The sequence below is a fragment of the Veillonellaceae bacterium genome (genome assembly GCA_025992895.1).
GTDB lineage: Bacteria > Bacillota > Negativicutes > Veillonellales > Dialisteraceae > Dialister.
The window spans coordinates 15773-38005 of record DAJPGA010000001.1; the positions used below are offsets into that span (position 1 = coordinate 15773).

General features: G+C 48.3%; 19 protein-coding genes. All 19 read right to left on the reverse strand.

Translation table 11 applies throughout. The features are described from left to right. Window positions 1–88: 88 nt before the first annotated feature. On the reverse strand, window positions 89–400 hold the full coding sequence (locus OIM03_00080; protein HJI72678.1) for a phospho-N-acetylmuramoyl-pentapeptide-transferase: 312 nt from the start codon (window positions 398–400) through the stop codon (window positions 89–91). Window positions 401–1905: 1505 nt separating this feature from the next. Further along, on the reverse strand, window positions 1906–3030 hold the full coding sequence (locus tag OIM03_00085; GenBank protein HJI72679.1) for a sodium ion-translocating decarboxylase subunit beta: 1125 nt from the start codon (window positions 3028–3030) through the stop codon (window positions 1906–1908). A gap of 31 nt (window positions 3031–3061) precedes the next feature. Next, on the reverse strand, window positions 3062–3220 hold the full coding sequence (locus OIM03_00090) for an OadG family protein (protein ID HJI72680.1): 159 nt from the start codon (window positions 3218–3220) through the stop codon (window positions 3062–3064). Between the two features lie 115 nt (window positions 3221–3335). Continuing rightward, entirely contained in the window at window positions 3336–4628 is a 1293-nt protein-coding gene (locus tag OIM03_00095) for an SLC13 family permease (protein HJI72681.1), read from the reverse strand. Between the two features lie 947 nt (window positions 4629–5575). Continuing rightward, window positions 5576–6700, reverse strand: a complete 1125-nt coding sequence (locus OIM03_00100) for a sodium ion-translocating decarboxylase subunit beta (GenBank protein ID HJI72682.1) — start codon at window positions 6698–6700, stop codon at window positions 5576–5578. 31 nt (window positions 6701–6731) lie between these two features. After that, window positions 6732–6863: an OadG family protein gene (locus tag OIM03_00105; protein HJI72683.1), complete on the reverse strand. Its 132-nt coding sequence runs from the start codon at window positions 6861–6863 to the stop codon at window positions 6732–6734. A 155-nt stretch (window positions 6864–7018) separates the two neighbouring features. Further along, entirely contained in the window at window positions 7019–8311 is a 1293-nt protein-coding gene (locus tag OIM03_00110; GenBank protein ID HJI72684.1) for an SLC13 family permease, read from the reverse strand. Window positions 8312–9150: 839 nt separating this feature from the next. Beyond that, complete coding sequence (locus OIM03_00115; protein ID HJI72685.1) at window positions 9151–10275, reverse strand: sodium ion-translocating decarboxylase subunit beta; 1125 nt, start codon at window positions 10273–10275, stop codon at window positions 9151–9153. Between the two features lie 31 nt (window positions 10276–10306). Further along, window positions 10307–10441 (reverse strand): OadG family protein, encoded by a 135-nt coding sequence (locus OIM03_00120; protein HJI72686.1) that lies wholly within the window; start codon window positions 10439–10441, stop codon window positions 10307–10309. Window positions 10442–10591: 150 nt separating this feature from the next. Then, complete coding sequence (locus tag OIM03_00125) at window positions 10592–11884, reverse strand: SLC13 family permease (protein HJI72687.1); 1293 nt, start codon at window positions 11882–11884, stop codon at window positions 10592–10594. 889 nt (window positions 11885–12773) lie between these two features. Next, window positions 12774–13898, reverse strand: coding sequence for a sodium ion-translocating decarboxylase subunit beta (locus OIM03_00130; GenBank protein ID HJI72688.1), 1125 nt, complete (start codon window positions 13896–13898; stop codon window positions 12774–12776). Between the two features lie 21 nt (window positions 13899–13919). Then, window positions 13920–14078, reverse strand: coding sequence for an OadG family protein (locus tag OIM03_00135; GenBank protein ID HJI72689.1), 159 nt, complete (start codon window positions 14076–14078; stop codon window positions 13920–13922). Between the two features lie 113 nt (window positions 14079–14191). After that, on the reverse strand, window positions 14192–15481 hold the full coding sequence (locus tag OIM03_00140; protein ID HJI72690.1) for an SLC13 family permease: 1290 nt from the start codon (window positions 15479–15481) through the stop codon (window positions 14192–14194). Between the two features lie 787 nt (window positions 15482–16268). Beyond that, a complete protein-coding gene (locus OIM03_00145) occupies window positions 16269–17393 on the reverse strand; it encodes a sodium ion-translocating decarboxylase subunit beta (GenBank protein ID HJI72691.1) in 1125 nt (374 codons plus the stop codon). Between the two features lie 21 nt (window positions 17394–17414). Continuing rightward, window positions 17415–17573: an OadG family protein gene (locus OIM03_00150; protein HJI72692.1), complete on the reverse strand. Its 159-nt coding sequence runs from the start codon at window positions 17571–17573 to the stop codon at window positions 17415–17417. Between the two features lie 113 nt (window positions 17574–17686). Continuing rightward, entirely contained in the window at window positions 17687–18976 is a 1290-nt protein-coding gene (locus tag OIM03_00155) for an SLC13 family permease (protein ID HJI72693.1), read from the reverse strand. Window positions 18977–20265: 1289 nt separating this feature from the next. Beyond that, window positions 20266–21117, reverse strand: a complete 852-nt coding sequence (locus OIM03_00160) for a hypothetical protein (GenBank protein HJI72694.1) — start codon at window positions 21115–21117, stop codon at window positions 20266–20268. Window positions 21118–21233: 116 nt separating this feature from the next. Beyond that, window positions 21234–21908, reverse strand: a complete 675-nt coding sequence (locus OIM03_00165; protein HJI72695.1) for a Pr6Pr family membrane protein — start codon at window positions 21906–21908, stop codon at window positions 21234–21236. 59 nt (window positions 21909–21967) lie between these two features. Then, window positions 21968–22228, reverse strand: coding sequence for a hypothetical protein (locus OIM03_00170; protein HJI72696.1), 261 nt, complete (start codon window positions 22226–22228; stop codon window positions 21968–21970). Window positions 22229–22233: the final 5 nt, after the last annotated feature.

The following is a 22233-nucleotide window of genomic DNA, read 5'->3' on the forward strand; positions in this document are numbered from 1 at the left end:
AAAAAGACCCGACATTTTTCAATGCCAGGTCCTATTTTCAGGATGATTTCCTACCCCTGTGCCATACGCAGGAAACCGTATTATGGAATTAAATATTGTATCCAAGTGCCGGAAGAATCATGAATACAAGAATTGCCCAAATAATGCCGGCGGCAATGAAAATACCAACCGTGATAGCAACGCCTCCCTTGGAATGCGGTACACCCAGCAGACTGAAATTTCCCAAAGGGCCGCGGCGGACCATGAATCCGTTAGAACTTCTCGGTTTGAACCACCTGAGTTTTCTCTCTTGTCCGATGCCGTAAGCTACGATGACGGCTACAACAGAAGCCACCACCCAGTAAAGTATGAACCGGGCCGCGCTGAAATCATGCACGTCCGACAGATCGATCATTTGCATCTTGTTAGTACTCCTTCTACGTGTATATCATACCAGTACTTCTATTATAATGCAACGGACCCGATTTAGCAAAGGAATACCGCCCCTTGCGCCCCTTTTTATAGAAAACCCTCCGTTATTCTCCATCCGAAGCATTCTTTCGGAAATCTATCATGTTTGCTATGTCCCTGTCAAGAGACATACAAAGTATTTAAGAATTGTTCATACAATGCATTCCCATCGGGCAGCAGACGATTTTTTGACAGGAAATGGTCATCCAGGCGTCCTGAACATCTTTCTGCCTTTCGCTCCATTTGATGAATGAACCTTTTCACCTTAGACCACCCCTGACTTACCGGCTGCTTTCAACCATTTTGTATTCCTGCAGCAGAAGAGATTTTGCTGTACTTTTTGAGTACTTCCTGGCATCCATCTGATGACTCCCCAATGACCTCTCGGGCAAAGGATGGAATAAGAACATCTGCATTTTCACGGCAGCATTTACCGGGAGCACTCATCTCGGGAAAAGGCAGGTACCGATCAGGGGATAATCCCTCAAATGAATGATGACAGGTGAAAATATTTCCATGCACTGTGCAGCAAAACTGAAACCTTGCGGGCAGGAACAAAAATTAAAAGCAAGAGCATCCTGCTGAACGATCCCCCATCCACAGCGCTCCCCTCTTGGGAATGCGGGGTTGCAATCTGGGAGATAATACAACCCTTACTGGATAAGCCTCTTTCGCTCCTTGCAAAATCATAGCAGACATCATTCCTTCTATCAGAAAAGACAACGGCAGCAGAATCACTTTCTCCGACGAGACTGCCCGGCGGCTTGAAGCTAAAAACTCATTTCTTATTTGCCCTGATCTTATTTTCCCGGAGAAGTGCGAGCAACATACTGGATTCCCTCTTCCTGTCTTTACAGGTACATCCTACTCGATGCCCCGCAAAGGAGAGGGAATCTTAAAATGCCGATGAAGCCCGATAGACACTGGTTCCATCGATCATAAAAACACCACGAAATGTCCTATAAGTTCTACGATTACAGGACTAAATATTAATACAATGATTCCTGATACCTGTATCAAAAACCGAATACGAGGCAGACTGGTCTCCCTTGCTGTCCTGCAACTCATCGCATCACGACCAGCTGGAAGAGTACGCACCCGCGCCCCGGTACTTCCAAGGTTATGTCCCCTGATACTTTTCCGCCTCTGCTGCAAGTAAAGAAACAACAAGGACAGCTATTTTCCATAACAGCAATCTTACCAAAATCCATTCATCCTGGAAATTTAAGATCCTGTTTCATCCCATATTTACAGTTGTTTTCAAATTTTTTATTACCACGTTTTGTCCGCCCGTTAAGAATCCCTGAAAATCTTAAATGCCGATGAAGCCCGATAAATACAGGCCTCATCGGCTATAAAATCACCACGAAATGTCCTATGAGTCTTCTCCACTTTGGCAAACAAAAAACGCACCTCCGAAGAGATGCGTTTTTATTGCTCGGGATGATCTTACGATCAGCCTCCGAACTGAGCCAGCATGGTGCCTGCAGCAACTGCAGTACCGATAACGCCTGCTACGTTCGGGCCCATTGCCTGCATCAGCAGGTAGTTGGACGGGTTGTCTTTCAGACCTACAACCTGGGATACACGAGCTGCCATTGGAACGGCAGATACGCCTGCGGAACCGATCAGCGGGTTTACCTTGTTGCCAGATGCGATTCTCATGACCTGACCGAACAGTACGCCGCCAGCGGTGCCAGCTGCGAATGCTACGAGGCCGAGGATGATGATTTCGATGGTCTGAACACGAAGGAATTTATCGCCGGTCATGGTCAGGCCTGTGCCGGTTGCAAGGAAAATGGTAACGATATTGCACAGTGCGTTCTGAGCGGTATCAGACAGACGAGCGGTAACACCGGAAACTTCAAACAGGTTGCCGAGGCAGAGGCATCCCATCAGGGCTGCTACTGGCGGCAGAAGCAGGGAAACAACGATAGCTACAACGATCGGGAATGCAACCTTTTCGAAGTGGGTTACAGGACGAAGGTTAACCATCTTAATCTGACGCTGTTTCTTGGTGGTGCAGAGTTTCATGATCGGTGGCTGAATCAGCGGAACCAGGGACATGTAAGAGTAAGCAGCAACTGCGATAGCGCCCAGCAGATGTGGAGCCAGTTTAGTTGTCAGGTAAATAGCGGTCGGGCCGTCAGCACCACCGATGATACCGATGGAAGCTGCTTCCTGAACGTTGAAGCCGAGCATCATAGCGCCGGCCAGTGCTACGAATACGCCGATCTGAGCAGCTGCGCCCAGAAGAACTGTCTTCGGGTTAGCGATCAATGGGCCAAAGTCTGTCATTGCACCTACGCCCATGAAAATCAGCGGCGGGAAAATTTCGTATTTAATACCAAAACCAATAGCCATCATAACGCCCATATCGGTTTCGAAACCGGTATTCGGGAAGTTAGCCATAATATCGCCGAATGCGATTGGCAGAAGCAGAAGAGGTTCGTATTCTTTTGCAATTGCCAAGTACAGCAGGACAAGTCCTACTAAAATCATAACAATGTTTTCCCAGGTCAGAGAGGCAAAGCCAGAGTCTGTCCATACGGAAACAAGTGCTCTCATAAAGCCATCCATATTTGTATCCTCCTATTTTTCAGTTATTGAATTATTTCTTCTTATTCTTGGTCGGGTCCACAATGTGGATGAGCTGAATAACGAATGCCAGGAAAATCAGTACGGCAAATACAATAACCATGTTGGTGATACAAATCGAAAGTGGGCTTGGAGTTTCCATGTAATAATCCACCTTTCTACGATAAGGCATCTAAGATGCCCGCGGCAAAGCCGCCTGAATATAAGGGAAGACGGGATCCGGGAAAACCCGGACCCCTCCTTCGTCAGATGCAGAAGCATCTTTGTCCTTCAAGAACGATCCCTGATTAATGGAATGGCCAGAAGATCGGGATAATGATGACGCACGCAACCCAGGAGATCAGGCACATCGGAACGCCGACCTTGACATAGTCGTTGAAGGAGAATCCGCCAGGTCCGAGGACCAGTGTGTTTGGCGGAGTAGCCATTGGTGTTGCGAATGCCATGGAAGCTGCAATACCAAGAGCCATCAGAACCGGTTTCGGATCGCAGCCGATGGACTGAGCGATAGAAATACCGATTGGTGCAAGCAGAGCTGCAGATGCAGTGTTGGACATGAACTGTGTCAGAACGTTGGAGATCAGGAACAGTACAGCGGTCAGGAGGTATGGGTTCGGGTTTGCGCCCATCATACCAACGACGGTGTCAGCAATCAGTTTGCCTGCGCCGGTCTTATCCATTGCTGTTGCAACGGAAAGCATACCAGCGAACAGGAAGATTGTTACCCAGTCGATACCAGCATATGCTTCTTTTTCTTTGAGGCAGCCGGTGATGACGCAAAGGATTGCGCCGGTAACTGCTGCGGTGTGCAGCGGGAGGTTCTTAAGGCCAAGAGCCATGCAGACTACAACGCCGATCAGGATAAGACCAGAAATCCACATCTTTGTCTTGCTCTTCGGAGCTGCATCATCGCCTGCGCCGGCTTCTTCTTTAGCAGCTTTGACTGCTTCTTCGTCCATAGCGCCTGCAGATTTGTCTGGCAGGAGGTGACGGCCGATGAACAGTGTGTAAAGAAGAATGATGATGGACAGCGGAATACCGATCTTAGCGAATTCGAAGAATCCGAAGGTCGGGAGTCCTGCTGCGGACAGTGCGCCGGTTACGATAACGTTTGGCGGAGTACCGATCATGGTGATGGTACCGCCGACGTTAGCAGCGATAGCCAGTGGCATCAATTCCTTGGAAGCCGGGATTTTAGCAGCCTGGCAAATGCCGACGATAACTGGCATCAGGCAGGCAACTGTACCGGTGTTGGAGGAAACGGAGGACAGGACGATGGTAACGAGCATGATTGCGCCCATCAGACGAATCTCGCCTGTACCTGCCTTCTTAACTACTGCAACGCCGATTGCTTCAGCGAGGCCAGTCTTAAACATGGCAGCGCCGATGACGAACATGCCGCCGAAGAGGACGACAGTGGAGTTGGAAAGACCTGCATAAACCTGTTTGGACGGAAGTACGCCCAGAATACCGAGAGCGGTGCAGGCTGCCATTGCGGTAACAGCCAGCGGAATCAGTTCGGTAACAAACAGGAAAGCAGCGACTGCCAGCACGCACAGTGTGATTATAGCTGGATCCATAAATGTTCACCTTCCTAAAAATGACTTAAGCGGATGGTCCATACCCAGGTGAAGGTTCGGATCATCCGGCAACATTCCGGAAAGATCAAGAGACTCATATGAAATTGTGATAAAAATAAATGCTTGACACTTGATGAGTCCAGAAATCATTCCGGAACACAACCCCTGGTCAACCTGCTATCCTCCTTTCGAATATCCCCCGGGGCGGGGATTTTTGTCACGTAAATGCAAAACGCTTCCAAATTCTGACACCTGCTGTCAGCAAATTACAATGTACTTGCATTTCGTGAGCACCTGTTGGTTATTGTAACGGCCTTCCTTTCATTTTTCAAACGCGTTTCGGGCACCCGGAACATAATTTCCCTCGCTGATTTTTGAAATTTTAAATGATATTCGGTTGCAAGTGCATTAAAAATGTAAAAAAAAGAGCTCCCGAAACGGGCTCTTTTCGTCCGCAAATGCAAACATAAACTTTTCATAAAAAATGTTGATGCAAATAGATAGCATCGTTATCTATCTGTTTTTTATTTTTGCTGCATTTGCAAATCAAATCCATGTATTAGATATGTATGCTATGTATCATTTCGGAATTTTTAACAGTCATTTTTAAGTCATTCCTAATAATTGCGTATCAGATTTTTTGTATAGTATGCTATAAAGTTTCATTATATCCATTTCCATTAGGCTGGTTATATCTGCCACTGGCAGTGCACTTCGTCCGATAATACCGGACTTCCTTAATGCGAACCCCTAGTTCCTTGCAGCATTTTTCCAAAAACGGGTCCTTTTCATTCCCTTTCACCCCTTTCCTGTTCCTATTTCCGGATCCTTTTTCTGCTTTTCTTTCCCTACCCTGCCGGTCAGTCATTGGGGCGTTGCGGCAAGAAGGCAAACGAAAAACGCACCTCCGAAGAGATGCGTTTTTATCATTCGGGATGATCTTACGATCAGCCTCCGAACTGAGCCAGCATGGTGCCTGCAGCGACTGCAGTACCGATAACGCCTGCTACGTTCGGGCCCATTGCCTGCATCAGCAGGTAGTTGGACGGGTTGTCTTTCAGACCTACAACCTGGGATACACGAGCTGCCATTGGAACTGCAGATACGCCTGCGGAACCGATCAGCGGGTTGACCTTGTTGCCAGATGCAATTCTCATTACCTGACCGAACAGTACGCCGCCGGCGGTACCAGCTGCGAATGCTACGAGGCCCAGAGCAATGATTTCGAGTGTCTGAACACGAAGGAATTTATCGCCGGTCATGGTCAGGCCTGTGCCGGTTGCAAGGAAAATGGTAACGATGTTGCACAGTGCGTTCTGAGCGGTATCGGACAGACGAGCGGTAACACCAGAAACTTCAAACAGGTTGCCGAGGCAGAGGCATCCCATCAGGGCTGCTACTGGCGGCAGAAGCAGGGAGACAACGATCGCTACAACGATCGGGAATACTACCTTTTCGAAGTGGGAAACCGGACGAAGGGTAACCATCTTAATCTGACGCTGTTTCTTGGTGGTGCAGAGTTTCATGATTGGTGGCTGAATCAGCGGAACCAGGGACATGTAAGAGTAAGCAGCAACTGCGATAGCGCCCAGCAGATGTGGAGCCAGTTTAGTTGTCAGGTAAATAGCGGTCGGGCCGTCAGCACCACCGATGATACCGATGGAAGCTGCTTCCTGAACGTTGAAGCCAAGAGCCATAGCACCAGCCAGTGCTACGAATACGCCGATCTGAGCTGCAGCGCCCAGAAGCATGGTCTTCGGGTTAGCGATAAGCGGACCAAAGTCTGTCATTGCGCCTACGCCCATGAAAATCAGCGGCGGGAAAATTTCGTATTTAATACCAAAACCAATAGCCATCATAACGCCCATATCGGTTTCAAAGCCGGTGTTCGGGAAGTTGGCCATAATATCGCCGAATGCGATTGGCAGAAGCAGAAGAGGTTCATAGTCTTTTGCAATTGCCAGGTACAGCAGGACAAGTCCTACCAGAATCATAACTACGTTTTCGATTGTCAGAGAGGCAAAGCCAGAGTCTGTCCATACGGAAACGAGTGCTCTCATAAAGCCATCCATATTCGTATCCTCCTATTTTCCAGTTATTGAATTATTTCTTTGCCTTGTTCTTGGTTGGGTCAATGATGTGAATCAACTGAATGACGAAAGCCAGAACAATCAGAACTGCGAATACAATAACCATGTTGACGATACAAATCGAAAGTGGGCTCGGAGTTTCCATGTAATAATCCACCTTTCTATTGATGGGGTTCCTTTAACGGTTCCCCTGTGCGGGTCCGCCGCACCCGGTAAAATAGTAAGGACCGCTTCCGGACAGGGCCGGAAGCGTCTTACTCAAGAAGCAAATCTTTTTTCATCCTTCAGGGACAAGCCGGATTAATGGAATGGCCAGAAGATCGGGATGATGATAACGCATGCTACGAAGGAAATTACGCACAGCGGTACGCCGACCTTTACATAATCGTTGAATGTAAAGTTGCCAGGTCCAAGAACCAGGGTGTTTGGCGGAGTAGCCATTGGGGTAGCGAATGCCATGGAAGCTGCGATACCAAGTGCCATCAGTACAGGTTTCGGATCACATCCGATTTCCTGAGCGATGGAAATACCGATCGGAGCAAGAAGTGCTGCGGATGCGGTGTTAGACATGAACTGTGTCAGGATGTTGGAAATCAGGAACAGTACAGCGGTCAGGAGGTACGGGCTTGGGTTATCACCCATAGCGCCTACGACGGTGTCAGCAATCAGTTTGCCTGCGCCGGTCTTTTCCATAGCGGTTGCAACGGAAAGCATACCAGCGAACAGGAAGATTGTTACCCAGTCGATACCAGCATATGCTTCTTTTTCTTTGAGGCAGCCGGTGATGACGCAGAGGATTGCGCCGGTGACTGCTGCGGTCTGCAGCGGTACGGTCGGGAGTTCAAGAGCCATGCAGACTACAACGCCCAGCATGATCAGACCAGAAATCCACATCTTGGACTTGCTCTTTGGAGCCTTGTCATCAGAAGCACCTGCTTCTTCCTTAGCAGCCTGAACTGCTTCTTCGTCCATTTCGCCAGCATTGTGGGATGGAAGCATACGACGGCCGATGGTCAGCATCCATACGAGGATGATGACGGACAGCGGAATGCCGATGTAAGCGAATTCAAAGAATCCGAATGTCGGGAGTCCTGCTGTAGCCAGTGCGCCGGTAACGATAACGTTTGGCGGAGTACCGATCATGGTGATGGTACCGCCGACGTTAGCAGCGATAGCCAGTGGCATCAATTCCTTGGAAGCCGGAACCTTTGCTGCCTGGCAGATACCGATAACGACTGGCATCAAGCATGCAACTGTACCGGTGTTGGAAGATACAGAGGACATAGCGATGGTAACGAGCATAACTGCTGCCATCAGACGAACTTCGCCAGTACCTGCTTTTTTAACAACGGCAACGCCGATTGCTTCTGCAAGGCCGGTTCTGAACATGGCAGCACCGATGACGAACATACCGCCGAAGAGAACGACGGTGGAGTTGGACAGACCTGCATATACCTGTTTAGCAGGAAGAACGCCCAGAATACCGAGAACGGTACAAGCTGCCATAGCTGTGACTGCCAGCGGAATCAGTTCTGTAACGAACAAGAAAGCTGCAACCGCCAGGACACACAGTGTGATAATGGCTGGATCCATAATTTTCACCTTCCTTAGTGATGATTCTTTGACCGGCTTCCCAACCGGTGCGGGAGGATGCTCGTCAAAGAATGTTTCCGGAAGATTTTTGGAGACTCATATGAAATTGTTTGATAAAAATAGCTTGAATCGAATGAATCCCGAAACATATTCCGGAAAACGATGTATTCCCTTGTGAACCTGCTATCCTCCTTTTGAAATGATCCCGGGACAGGATCTGCATTTCTATGGACTTGTAGTTGCAATCCATAGGCACCTATGGATAATGATAACGGCCGTTCCCTGCCTTTTCAATAGCGCCAAAATGCACCATTTTTTCACGTTTGTTGGCAATTTTTCCTATTAAGAATCCATCCGTGACAAATTCAGACATCACTGATTTTTGCACTTTATTCCCATTCCTTATTCCGTTTGCAGACAATAAAAAAGCACCTTCCAATCGGAAAGTGTGATTTCATCGAATTGCATTGCATACTATATATTTTGGCTGCCCGCTTTTGGATACCTGCTTTTGCATTTTAAGCATAGCAATCTATGTTTTATGAGGTCAGCCTATCCATAACATCGCATACTATTGAAATTGCTGTATATCAATAATTGCAATAAGGCTTTATAAATATCGTTTATATCAAGCAAAAATGTCCGGTTTTCATAGATTTTATCGCAATTCTTTTGCATTTATTTTCTTCTATCTTTCGAAAAGAAATTTTAAAGAATTTTTGATGAAATTTTTGAAAAAGGGATAATCCCCCTCCCCCTTCTCCAGGGAAGGGAGAGGATTGGATTCCCAAGACTCCTTTTCAGGAGGAAACATTCTGCTTCTTTAAATCCGGTCCGGATCAGGATCCAAACTGTGCGAGCATGGTGCCTGCAGCGACTGCAGTACCGATAACGCCTGCTACGTTCGGGCCCATTGCCTGCATCAGCAGGTAGTTGGACGGGTTGTCTTTCAGACCTACAACCTGGGATACACGTGCTGCCATTGGAACTGCAGATACGCCTGCGGAACCGATCAGCGGGTTTACCTTGTTGCCAGATGCAATTCTCATTACCTGACCGAACAGTACGCCGCCGGCGGTGCCAGCTGCGAATGCTACGAGGCCCAGGAAAATGATTTCGATGGTCTGGAGACGGAGGAACTTGTCGCCGGTCATGGTCAGGCCTGTGCCGGTTGCAAGGAAAATGGTAACGATGTTGCACAGTGCGTTCTGAGCGGTATCGGACAGACGTGCTGTAACACCAGATGTTTCAAACAGGTTGCCAAGGCAGAGGCATCCCATCAGGGCTGCTACTGGCGGCAGAAGCAGGGAAACGACAATTGCTACGACGATCGGGAATACTACCTTTTCGAAACGGGTAACCGGACGAAGGGTAACCATCTTAATCTGACGATGAGCTTTTGTGGTGCAGAGCTTCATAATTGGCGGCTGAATCAGCGGAACCAGGGACATGTAAGAGTAAGCGGCAACTGCGATAGCGCCCAGCAGATGTGGAGCCAGTTTAGTTGTCAGGTAAATAGCGGTCGGGCCGTCAGCACCACCGATGATACCGATGGAAGCTGCTTCCTGAACGTTGAAGCCAAGAGCCATAGCACCAGCCAGTGCTACGAATACGCCAATCTGAGCTGCAGCGCCCAGAAGCATGGTCTTCGGGTTAGCGATAAGCGGACCAAAGTCTGTCATTGCGCCTACGCCCATGAAAATCAGCGGCGGGAAAATTTCATACTTAATACCAAAGCCGATAGCCATCATAACGCCCATATCGGTTTCAAAGCCGGTGTTCGGGAAGTTGGCCATAATATCGCCGAAAGCGATTGGCAGAAGCAGAAGAGGTTCATAGTCTTTTGCAATTGCCAGGTACAGCAGGACAAGTCCTACCAGAATCATAACGATGTTTTCGATTGTCAGAGAGGCAAAGCCAGAGTCTGTCCATACGGAAACAAGTGCTCTTATAAAGCCATCCATGTTTGTATCCTCCTATTTTCCAGTTATTGAATTATTTCTTTGCAGTTTTGTTCTTGGTTGGATCCACAACGTGAATCAGCTGAATGATGAAAGCCAGAACAATCAGTACAGCAAATACAATAACCATGTTGACGATACAAATCGAAAGTGGGCCCGGAGTTTCCATGTAATAAATCCACCTTTCTATTGATAGGACGCTCTTCCAAGCATCCTTTGTGCGGAACCGCCGCACCCGGTAAATGTAAGGGCTGCCTCCGGTACCTGCCGGAGGCGCCTTACTGGTAAGACTTGATTTCGTCCTTCAGGACATTTCAGATTAATGGAATGGCCAGAAGATCGGGATGATGATAACGCAGGCAACCCAGGAAATCAGGCAGAGCGGAACACCAACTTTTACATAATCGTTGAATGTAAAGTTACCAGGTCCAAGAACCAGGGTGTTTGGCGGAGTAGCCATTGGGGTTGCGTAAGCCATGGAAGCTGCGATACCAAGTGCCATCAGTACAGGTTTCGGATCGCATCCGATGGACTGTGCAATGGAGATACCGATCGGAGCAAGAAGTGCTGCGGATGCGGTGTTAGACATGAACTGTGTCAGGATGTTGGAAATCAGGAACAGTACAGCGGTCAGGAGGTACGGGCTTGGGTTATCACCCATAGCGCCTACGACGGTGTCAGCAATCAGTTTGCCTGCGCCGGTCTTTTCCATAGCGGTTGCAACGGAAAGCATACCAGCGAACAGGAAGATTGTTACCCAGTCGATACCAGCATATGCTTCTTTTTCTTTGAGGCAGCCGGTGATGACGCAGAGGATTGCGCCGGTGACTGCTGCGGTCTGCAGCGGTACGGTCGGGAGTTCAAGAGCCATGCAGACTACAACGCCGACCATGATGAGACCGGAAATCCACATTTTTGTCTTGCTCTTTGGAGCCTTGTCATCAGAAGCACCTGCTTCTTCCTTAGCAGCCTGAACTGCTTCTTCGTCCATTTCGCCAGCATTGTGGGATGGAAGCATACGACGGCCGATGGTCAGCATCCATACGAGGATGATGACGGACAGCGGAATGCCGATGTAAGCGAATTCAAAGAATCCGAATGTCGGGAGTCCTGCTGTAGCCAGTGCGCCGGTAACGATAACGTTTGGCGGAGTACCGATCATGGTGATGGTACCGCCGACGTTAGCAGCGATAGCCAGTGGCATCAATTCCTTGGAAGCCGGAACCTTAGCTGCCTGGCAGATACCAACAACAACTGGCATCAAGCATGCAACTGTACCGGTGTTGGAAGATACAGAGGACATAGCGATGGTTACGAGCATAACTGCGCCCATCAGGCGAACTTCACCGCTGCCTGCTTTTTTAACGACTGCAACGCCGATAGCTTCGGCAAGACCGGTTCTGAACATAGCAGCACCGATGACGAACATACCGCCGAACAGTACGACGGTGGAGTTGGACAGACCTGCATATACCTGTTTAGCAGGAAGAACGCCCAGAATACCGAGAACGGTACAAGCTGCCATAGCTGTGACTGCCAGCGGAATCAGTTCGGTAACGAACAAGAAAGCTGCAACCGCCAGGACACACAGTGTGATAATGGCTGGATCCATAATTTTCACCTTCCTTAGTGATGATTCTTTGACCGGCTTCCCAACCGGTGCGGGAGGATGCTCGTCAAAGAATGTTTCCGGAAGATTTTTGGAGACTCATATGAAATTGTTTGATAAAAATAGCTTGAATCGAATGAATCCCGAAATAATTTCCGGAAAACGACTCCCCTGAAGAACCTGCTATCCTCCTTTCAAAAATGGTCCCGGGGTCGAACCCTTATCTATGGATTTTCAGTTGCAATCCATAGGCACCTATGGATAATTCTATGCACGGGATACCCCCTTTTCAAGCTGTATACAAAACCTCAAAACCCCTGTATTTACCGCATTTATTTTGCACTTGAAAAATGCTTATGACATATTTTGTCACGCTGTCTTTTTGCGCAGTATTTCTATTTGCTTTTACATCCTGACTAAATGCAAAATACCGCTTTTGGCCAGAAATTCCGTCATTTTCGAATTACATAGTATACTATCTTTATGCTTACGGATACTATGCAGCAGTATTTCTGCAAATTCATTGTGTATACTATGTAAATTTAAGTATCAATTAACTATTACATAGTATGCACATCTAAATACATGCCTATCAACATTTACAATAAAGGATTATAAGCGTTGTTTATATAGCGGTAGTATCTCAGAAAATCCCTGTATTTACCGCTTTTATTTATATTCCTGAATCTGCACTTGCCTGTCATTATTTACAGCTTTCTTCCTTATAGAAAGTATACTATTTGTTCCATTTTTCCGTATTTTGATATACTCCCCTTTTTGTGGTCTTATCCGATCCTCTTTATGTCCTTTTCCTTGCCGAAAGCCCCGGATTGCAAACAAAAAACGCACCTCCGAAGAGATGCGTCTTTTATGATCCGTACTGATCTTACGATCAGGATCCGAACTGTGCGAGCATGGTGCCTGCAGCTACTGCGGTACCAATAACGCCTGCTACGTTCGGGCCCATTGCCTGCATCAGCAGGTAGTTGGACGGGTTGTCTTTCAGACCTACAACCTGGGATACACGAGCTGCCATTGGAACGGCAGATACGCCTGCGGAACCGATCAGCGGGTTGACCTTGTTGCCGGATGCGATTCTCATGATCTGGCCGAAGAGGACGCCGCCAGCGGTGCCGGCTGCGAATGCTACGAGGCCGAGAACGATGATTTCGATGGTCTGGATACGAAGGAATTTGTCGCCGGTCATGGTCAGGCCTGTGCCGGTTGCAAGGAAAATGGTAACGATGTTGCACATTGCATTCTGAGCAGTATCGGACAGACGTGCTGTAACACCGGAAACTTCAAACAGGTTGCCAAGGCAGAGGCATCCCATCAGGGCTGCTACTGGCGGCAGAAGCAGGGAAACTACGATAGCTACAACGATCGGGAATGCAACCTTTTCGAAGTGGGTTACAGGGCGAAGGTTGACCATGCGGATCTTACGCTGTTCTTTGGTGGTGCAGAGTTTCATGATCGGTGGCTGAATCAGCGGAACCAGGGACATGTAAGAGTAAGCAGCAACTGCGATAGCGCCCAGCAGATGTGGAGCCAGTTTAGTTGTCAGGTAAATAGCGGTCGGGCCGTCAGCACCACCGATGATACCGATGGAAGCTGCTTCCTGGACATTGAAGCCGAGGAGCATAGCGCCGGCGAGGGCTACGAATACGCCGATCTGAGCTGCAGCGCCCAGAAGAACCATTTTCGGGTTAGCGATCAATGGACCAAAGTCTGTCATTGCGCCTACGCCCATGAAAATCAGCGGCGGGAAAATTTCATACTTAATACCAAAACCAATAGCCATCATAACGCCCATATCGGTTTCAAAGCCGGTATTCGGGAAGTTGGCCATAATGTCGCCAAATGCGATTGGCAGAAGCAGAAGAGGTTCATATTCTTTTGCAATTGCCAGGTACAGCAGGACAAGTCCTACTAAAATCATAACAATGTTTTCCCAGGTCAGAGAGGCAAAGCCAGAGTCTGTCCATACGGAAGCAAGTGCTCTCATAAAGCCGTCCATATTTTGTATCCTCCTATTTGATTATTTTTTCTTTGCCTTTGTCGGGTCAATAACATGAATGAGCTGGATAACGCACGCCAGGAAAATCAGAACGGCGAACACGATTACCATGTTGGTGAGACAAATGGAAAGCGGGCTTGGAGTTGCCATGTAATAATCCACCTTTCTACGATAAAGCATCTAAGGATGCCCGCGGCAAAGCCGCTTAAAATAAGGAAGACGGGATCCGGGAAAATCCGGACCCCTCCTTCGTCAGATGCAGAAGCATCTTGGCCTTCAAGGACAATTCCCTATTAATGGAATGGCCACATGATCGGGATGATGATAACGCTGACTATAAGAGACAGCACGCACATCGGAACGCCGACTTTGACATAGTCATTGAAGGAGAATCCGCCAGGTCCGAGGACCAGGGTGTTTGGCGGAGTAGCCATTGGTGTGGCGAATGCGCAGGATGCCGCGATGCCAAGTGCCATCAGAACCGGTTTCGGATCGACGCCGATGGACTGTGCAATGGAAATTCCGATCGGAGCGAGGAGCGCTGCGGATGCGGTGTTGGACATGAACTGCGTGAGAATGTTGGAAATCAGGAACAGTACTGTTGTCAGGACATACGGGTTCGGGTTTGCACCCATCATGCCTACGACGGTATCAGCAATCAGTTTGCCTGCGCCGGTCTTGTCCATTGCTGTTGCAACGGAAAGCATGCCTGCGAACAGGAAAATGGTTACCCAGTCAATACCTGCATATGCTTCTTTTTCCTTGAGGCATCCGGTAATGACGCAGAGGATAGCGCCGGTAACGGCAGCTGTGTGGAGCGGCAGGTTCTTGAGGCCAAGAGCCATAGCCAGAACGACGCCGATCAGGATCAGGCCGGAAATCCACATCTTTGTTTTGCTCTTCGGAGCATCTCCGCCTGCGCCTGCTTCTTCCTTAGCAGCCTTCACAGCTTCTTCGTCCATCGCACCTGCAGATTTAACCGGCAGGAAATGACGTCCGACGAAGAGTGTGTAGAGGAGGATGATGATGGAGAGCGGAATACCGATCTTAGCGAATTCGAAGAATCCGAATGTCGGAAGCCCTGCTGCTGCAAGGGCGCCGGTAACGATAACGTTTGGCGGAGTACCGATCATGGTGATCGTGCCGCCTACGTTAGCTGCGATTGCCAGAGGCATTAATTCCTTGGATGCAGGAATCTTAGCTGCCTGGCAGATGCCTACGATAACCGGCATGAGGCAGGCAACGGTACCAGTGTTGGAGGATACGGAGGAGAGAACGATCGTGACGAGCATGATAGCTGCCATGAGCGGAATCTCATTCGTTCCTGCCTTCTTAACGACGGCTACGCCGATTGCTTCAGCAAGGCCTGTCTTGAACATAGCCGCGCCGATGACGAACATGCCGCCGAAGAGTACGACTGTGGAGTTGGAGAGTCCCGCATATACCTGTTTAGACGGAAGTACTCCCAGAATACCCAGTGCGGTACAAGCTGCCATAGCTGTGACAGCCAGCGGAATCAGTTCGGTGACGAACAGGAATGCTGCCACTGCGAGTACACACAGGGTGGTTATAGCTGGATCCATGAATGTTCACCTTCCTTATTCATTTTTCATTCCATAGGCTTTCCTTGGGTGCTTTGGAAAGCGGAATTGGAAGAATGTCCCGGAAGAGTGTGGGATTCATATATATAATTGATAATAGCTGGATAGATAAATGAATCCTTCTGTTTCCCCCCGGAAACTGAAATAGCTCCTTGGAAACCTGCTATCCTCCTTTCTGAAGACCCGGAGCGGGCCCTGGATTTGTGACGGATTTCCCCCTCCGGCACATGCACCTGAACCCATTGTATATACGGGCGACAATTTTTTCAAACTTGCCCGGCTTTATTCCAATCGTTTTTTAATCGTTTCTGTTATATTTACGTTATATTTAATTTATAATTAGCCTCATTTCATTTATAAACTTTGCTAATCATTCTTATCTCATCTGTATCTATTCGCTTTGCTCATCCTTGGCTGTATTTATCGTATACTATGCAATAAAGTATAGATTGCTATATTCTAGAATGCTATATAAATGCTAAGCATTTCCATCTTATACTTTTTGTTTTTCTGAATTTGCATTGAATATTTCCATTCCATAGCTACCTATTTATTAATTCAGCTAGTGATAATAATTATCATCAAAATCGTTCTCAGTAAAAACGTCGTAATCTATGTAAAGTCGACAATTAAAATGACGAAAAACGTCAAAATCTAAAAAATTATTAGAAATAAAAATCCGCAGAAATCAGAGATGAAAGTCTCTTTTTTCTGCGGATTTCATTATAAGCAGTATGCTTTTATGCGATAAGACTGGGGAATTCCAGTCTTAACCTCCGAACTGAGCCAGCATGGTGCCTGCAGCTACTGCAGTACCAATAACGCCTGCTACGTTCGGGCCCATTGCCTGCATCAGCAGGTAGTTGGACGGGTTGTCCTTCAGACCTACAACCTGGGAAACGCGGGCTGCCATTGGAACTGCAGATACGCCTGCGGAACCGATCAGCGGGTTGACCTTGTTGCCGGATGCGATTCTCATGATCTGGCCGAAGAGGACGCCGCCAGCGGTGCCGGCTGCGAATGCTACGAGGCCGAGAACGATGATTTCGATGGTCTGGATACGAAGGAATTTGTCGCCGGTCATGGTCAGGCCTGTGCCGGTTGCAAGGAAAATGGTAACGATGTTGCACATTGCATTCTGAGCAGTATCGGACAGACGTGCTGTAACACCGGAAACTTCAAACAGGTTGCCAAGGCAGAGGCATCCCATCAGGGCTGCTACTGGCGGCAGAAGCAGGGAAACTACGATAGCTACAACGATCGGGAATGCAACCTTTTCGAAATGGGTTACAGGGCGAAGGTTGACCATGCGGATCTTACGCTGTTCTTTGGTGGTGCAGAGTTTCATGATCGGTGGCTGAATCAGCGGAACCAGGGACATGTAAGAGTAAGCAGCAACTGCGATAGCGCCCAGCAGATGTGGAGCCAGTTTAGTTGTCAGGTAAATAGCGGTCGGGCCGTCAGCACCACCGATGATACCGATGGAAGCTGCTTCCTGGACATTGAAGCCGAGGAGCATAGCGCCGGCGAGGGCTACGAATACGCCGATCTGAGCTGCAGCGCCCAGAAGAACCATTTTCGGGTTAGCGATCAATGGACCAAAGTCTGTCATTGCGCCTACGCCCATGAAAATCAGCGGCGGGAAAATTTCATACTTAATACCAAAACCAATAGCCATCATAACGCCCATATCGGTTTCAAAGCCGGTATTCGGGAAGTTGGCCATAATGTCGCCAAATGCGATTGGCAGAAGCAGAAGAGGTTCATATTCTTTTGCAATTGCCAGGTACAGCAGGACAAGTCCTACTAAAATCATAACAATGTTTTCCCAGGTCAGAGAGGCAAAGCCAGAGTCTGTCCATACGGAAGCAAGTGCTCTCATAAAGCCGTCCATATTTTGTATCCTCCTATTTGATTATTTTTTCTTTGCCTTTGTCGGGTCAATAACATGAATGAGCTGGATAACGCACGCCAGGAAAATCAGAACGGCGAACACGATTACCATGTTGGTGAGACAAATGGAAAGCGGGCTTGGAGTTGCCATGTAATAATCCACCTTTCTACGATAAAGCATCTAAGGATGCCCGCGGCAAAGCCGCTTAAAATAAGGAAGACGGGATCCGGGAAAATCCGGACCCCTCCTTCGTCAGATGCAGAAGCATCTTGGCCTTCAAGGACAATTCCCTATTAATGGAATGGCCACATGATCGGGATGATGATAACGCTGACTATAAGAGACAGCACGCACATCGGAACGCCGACTTTGACATAGTCATTGAAGGAGAATCCGCCAGGTCCGAGGACCAGGGTGTTTGGCGGAGTAGCCATTGGTGTGGCGAATGCGCAGGATGCCGCGATGCCAAGTGCCATCAGAACCGGTTTCGGATCGACGCCGATGGACTGTGCAATGGAAATTCCGATCGGAGCGAGGAGCGCTGCGGATGCGGTGTTGGACATGAACTGCGTGAGAATGTTGGAAATCAGGAACAGTACTGTTGTCAGGACATACGGGTTCGGGTTTGCACCCATCATGCCTACGACGGTATCAGCAATCAGTTTGCCTGCGCCGGTCTTGTCCATTGCTGTTGCAACGGAAAGCATGCCTGCGAACAGGAAAATGGTTACCCAGTCAATACCTGCATATGCTTCTTTTTCCTTGAGGCATCCGGTAATGACGCAGAGGATAGCGCCGGTAACGGCAGCTGTGTGGAGCGGCAGGTTCTTGAGGCCAAGAGCCATAGCCAGAACGACGCCGATCAGGATCAGGCCGGAAATCCACATCTTTGTTTTGCTCTTCGGAGCATCTCCGCCTGCGCCTGCTTCTTCCTTAGCAGCCTTCACAGCTTCTTCGTCCATCGCACCTGCAGATTTAACCGGCAGGAAATGACGTCCGACGAAGAGTGTGTAGAGGAGGATGATGATGGAGAGCGGAATACCGATCTTAGCGAATTCGAAGAATCCGAATGTCGGAAGCCCTGCTGCTGCAAGGGCGCCGGTAACGATAACGTTTGGCGGAGTACCGATCATGGTGATCGTGCCGCCTACGTTAGCTGCGATTGCCAGAGGCATTAATTCCTTGGATGCAGGAATCTTAGCTGCCTGGCAGATGCCTACGATAACCGGCATGAGGCAGGCAACGGTACCAGTGTTGGAGGATACGGAGGAGAGAACGATCGTGACGAGCATGATAGCTGCCATGAGCGGAATCTCATTCGTTCCTGCCTTCTTAACGACGGCTACGCCGATTGCTTCAGCAAGGCCTGTCTTGAACATAGCCGCGCCGATGACGAACATGCCGCCGAAGAGTACGACTGTGGAGTTGGAGAGTCCCGCATATACCTGTTTAGACGGAAGTACTCCCAGAATACCCAGTGCGGTACAAGCTGCCATAGCTGTGACAGCCAGCGGAATCAGTTCGGTGACGAACAGGAATGCTGCAACCGCAAGCACACATAGTGTGATAATCGCTGGATCCATAAAAACCACCTTTCTTGTTTATTGTTATTATTATTCTTGTTTTCAAAGAATATCCGCCGCTTCTGCGGCCAGAATTTTTCCAGAAAAGTGAAAAGGTCCATGCTCTAATCCATCTATTAAATAATGAATATTGCAGAATACGGATCTTGATGAGCCCCCTCATAATCCTGGAAACCAACCGGACTGCTATCCTCCTTTTTCTACGTCCCGGGTTCCCGGCCGGGTCCGCCTTGAAGTACGCTCCCCTGTGAAGCGTCTGAATTAATGGTACAAGAAAAGTTCGGAATTTACAAAAAAACATAGTACTTTTACCGTTTTTTAGGTATGTGTACTATGTTTATGCATTTTATCATCGTTTATCTCAATGAATCTCAATGGATATTTTCGGCTCGATGACTTTCACTCACTTATCAATTTATTTGATAGATAACTTAGAATCTAATGTATTCTCCTGATTTATAGCTTTTTCATGCATAAATCTCCAATTTCTAACAGGAGGACATCTTTTTATCATTATCTTTTGGCAGCCCTAAACAAAGAATAGTTTGTATACGATATTTCTTGAAAAAATCGGCTCATTTCATGGTTTCTCTATAATTACCAATAGATTTATTTTATAAATGATTTTTCCGATTTTTCCTTATTTTGTTGCGAATGGCAGGCGATTCCTATCTTCCGCAGCTGATTTTCATCATTTTTCATCATGAATCGCTTCGGATATCGATGGATATCGTCCGATTTCATGCTTTCTTTCATTTTCGCCTCTGAGGGCGTCTCTAAAGCGCGTTTCGATTTCGTCGTCCTTCTTCCCACGCGAGAGCCGCAAACCACTCAGAGACCCCGAATTTTGCGTTTCTCGCGAAGTTTGAGTGGTGGCACGGATAATTTTATGCATCAAAAAAAGCCCCTCCAATTGGAGAGGCCTTTGACCTTGCCCTGGAAGGGAAGGCCGGGATAGGATTACGAAAGGTTTCAAACAAATCAGAGCTGAGTTCCTCCCTTTATTCCTTGCGCAGCTGCCACCTTCGGGGGAAGTGGGCCGTATACCAGTTGAATCCACGTTAAGATCAGTAATGACTTCTATCATTATGCACGGGCCGAAAGGGGTGCAGTTTCTAAAAAAGGCTGGGCGAAAACAGCATTTTCTAAGAAGGCGAAGCATCATCGCCTATGGTTTTCAGATAACACAAGCCTATATTTATGTCAGATAATCCTCCAATGGAATATTCCAATAGAAAAAGGGCTGTGACAAAATGTTTGCACACTTTGTCACAGCTCCCATTTGTCTTTTATTTCGTTTCTTTTGCTTCTGTTTCTTTCCTGGCCGGTTCTTCCTTGGCGGTTTCTTCAGGCGCTTTTTCTTTTGCTTCGCTGGTGGCGATGCCTTTCTTTCTGGCAGCTTCCAATGTATCGGTTCTGGTGCCGTCTTTGAGTTCGACTTCTTCGCCGTGGAAGTCTTCGCCTGTCAGTTCGTCAGCGCGGCCGCCCATTTCGGTGCCCTTCTGACGGAGCTGCTTGATGCCTTCTTCGAAGTCCATTTCCGGATGTTCCTTGAAGTAGCCCTGTTCACGGAGTTTCTTTTCCATGCCTTTATAAGTAAAAGTGACGACTTCTTCCTGCGGGATGCGGATCTGGCCTGGCAGTTTCTTTTCGAATGCCTTCCAGAATTCTTCAGAGGCTTTCATGAGGACGCGGCCGACTTTCTGGGTGCTTCCGATATCGTAAAGGAGGGACCAGATCGGACGGTTGTCCATTTTTGCGTATTCGTGGAATGTGTAGCGGTAGGTGACCGGCTTCATGAGCTGGTTCTTGAAGTGGTGCACGCCGTAGATTTCATCATAGGGAATGATGATTTCCTTCTTATGGCCTACGCCGGTTTTCAGCATGTAGAGACCGTCGTCTTCCAGACGGTAAACGGTCTTGGTGAGGACGGTATCGAGCAGCCACCAGAGGATGGCAATCTGCATGCCGATATCGATGACAGGCACGCGGCCGTGGACGACGCCCCAGTATCCGGTCCAGCATACGTAGGCTGCCCAGAGGATGAATCCTAACGCTGCAGGAATCATATAGGGTTTGTAAAAATAGGAATGGTCGACGAAATCTTTCGGGGATCCAGTCTTGGTGATCTTATTTGCCATGCTTCATACTCCTTTTGAGCAGCAATAAAGGGAAATCAATGCATTGATTATACCACAACGGGCATCCGGAAAAGCGGGAATGCCCCTATGGTGTTCCATCTTATTTATCCATTCCATCATCCATTATACGTCCAGGAAAGGGGCGGGATGCCAAGAGCCCAGAGGCCTGCTCCGACGGCATAGACAACGATGCCGATGATGAAGAAGCGGAGTCCTACCATGAGGACGCCTTTCGTGATGACAAGGATATTATGGAAATTCGGATCCATGAAGGTGTAGGGATAGAGATGGCTCTTCCCGTGGAGGACGATCGTCAGCCATGCCCTGAAGTAGACGAAGACGACATAGAGTGCAGGGTAGACCATCCATGTGATCGTGGTGTACCAGTGCATTTCGCGCTTGTCCACGAAGAGAATGTAGTCAATCATCATCAGGATCGGAATGATGTAATGGAATATGTAGTTGTAAAAGGAAAAGTGTTCGTAGCTGATATCGTTCAGCTTGTGGGTCCTTATGGCGCCCGGCCGCACGATGAGATGGTACATGAGCGACAGTGTCCCGAGGCTCGCTGCGACAGCGTAGCGGAAGTCGGCCGTATAGAGGACCGGCATGTCCACTTTCATGAGCGTCGCGCCCAGCCAGAGTACGAACAGGGTAAATGTGGAAAATGTGTAGTACTGGATTCTTGACCAGAAAACAAAAGGCGTCAGGACCTTATGCTTCATCAGGAGGATCAGCCCTATGATCAGAAGGACGAAGATCACCCAGCGGTAAATTAAAGCGACCGGCATATGCACCTCGAAGAAAAAGACAAACGGGAATCTATCCCGGATAAGCATTCCCAAAATGCTTATTTCTTGTTTCTCTTTCCTCTTCTCGCCTGCTTGTGGCGGGCTTCAGCGCGGAGACGGCGGATCTCTTCCTTCTCACGGATCTTGTCTTCCTCTTCCTGTCTTCTTTTCTTCTTCTGCTGGTAGTTGTAAACATTCATTGCCAGGCAGATGAGGATCATAGCGGCAATGGCGACGGTTCTCACGTTCACGCCATTAGCGATAATGTTCCAGACGGCGAAAGCGACAGCTACGCCAAATAAAAGTCCACGTGCTCTCATTCTTG